Source organism: Lacticaseibacillus songhuajiangensis, from assembly GCF_003946025.1.
GTDB lineage: Bacteria > Bacillota > Bacilli > Lactobacillales > Lactobacillaceae > Lacticaseibacillus > Lacticaseibacillus songhuajiangensis.
The window spans coordinates 1-1,495 of sequence record NZ_RHNR01000089.1; the positions used below are offsets into that span (position 1 = coordinate 1).

At 48.9% G+C, this 1,495-nt stretch carries 1 protein-coding gene; it reads left to right on the top strand.

Annotation, left to right across the window (positions count from 1 at the left end; translation table 11 throughout):
- Positions 1 to 137: 137 nt before the first annotated feature.
- Positions 138 to 1,495 (top strand): IS5 family transposase (locus EKM97_RS11840; protein WP_225419288.1); only part of this gene is annotated, 1,358 nt, incomplete at its 3' end.

The following is a 1,495-nucleotide window of genomic DNA, read 5'->3' on the forward strand; positions in this document are numbered from 1 at the left end:
AGTGGCTGGTGAATAATTTGTCCAAGCTATCTGTAACAGTTCCTTAACCCGTTATCGTTGTATAATAGATGCATAGGAATTCCCGGTATTCCGTCAATCTCCATGCACTTTACACAACCCTATCGGAGGCGTTATCCATGGTTTATCGTCAAACAGTCACGCAACTCTCAATTGAATCCTTTGGTACTGCACTGAGCACACCGCTCAGTGCAGACAACGAGTGGGTTCAGCTTGCGGATCAAATGCCATGGCAGAAGTTAAGCGAGGCATACCAATTGGCCTTTCCGTCAAAGCTTGGCCGTGCAGGTAAACCATTTCGACTGCTATACGGCGCTCAGCTAATCAAACAGCGTACTGGGTTGTCTGATCGCGATGTCGTTAAAGCTATCCGTGACACCCCGGCTTATCAATACTTCATTGGCATTCCGCAATATCAACTTAAAGCCCCATTCGATCACACGGCGCTGGCGTACTTTCGTCGGCGGATCGCACCGATTTCTGAATTGATTCGCAATATCATGACCGATACCGTCCGCGAGCGACTTCAACGCCACTTGCCAACCAAGTCAGTCATGATCACCGACGCAACCTGTACTCCGGTGAATATCAAGTTTCCCCAAGATACGCATCTGCTTAACCAGGCGAGAACAAACCTAGAAGATGACATTAAGGTCATGGCTAAACAGCTTCAAATTGCACCACCACGGACTTACAAGCGTGAAGCTCACGCAAAGTGGACTGCCTTTTCACGCAAACCACGACGTTGGGGGAAGCTCACACAAAAGCAAATCAAAGCCCAACTTCAATACATCCGTCGTGATTTGCGATACGTCGATGAGATGATCGATCAAGGTGCGACCTTGACCGCGGCGCGGGCTAAGCGACTTGGCGTCATTCGCTTAGTCTTTGACCAACAAGATTACATGTATCGCAACCACACGCATCGTGTCGAAAACCGGATCGTAAGCTTAAGTCAGCCGGAGATTCGTCCAGTCATGCGAGGTAAATCAAAGTCCCCGGTTGAGTTTGGACCAAAGATCGATGTTTCGATCATGGATGGCGTGATTGACATTGAGCGTTTCTCTTTCAATGCCTTCAACGAAAGTAGCGATCTTGGCTCGACGCTTGATCACTATTACGATGTGCACGGCGAATATCCAGACGAGGTACTGTTGGACACACTGTATCGAACTCGCGAAAACATTGGGATGTGTGCCAACCTTGGTATCCGCGTGAGTGGACCGCGGCTTGGACGTAAGCCAAAGCATGTAGATCCAGCACAGCGCCATCAGGATCAAGACGCAGAGAACCGCCGCGGCGAAATTGAACGCCGATTCTCGTTCGTAAAGGGTACTCTCGGACTGGATCTTGTCAAAGAGAAGACCGCAGAGACAATTGCGGTTGCCGTAGACACTGGTGTGGTCATGGCGAATTTGGAAAATCTTCTCGCAGTTTTAAGTAGACCAATTTCGATTACTGCCAAAAAGAATAAGAC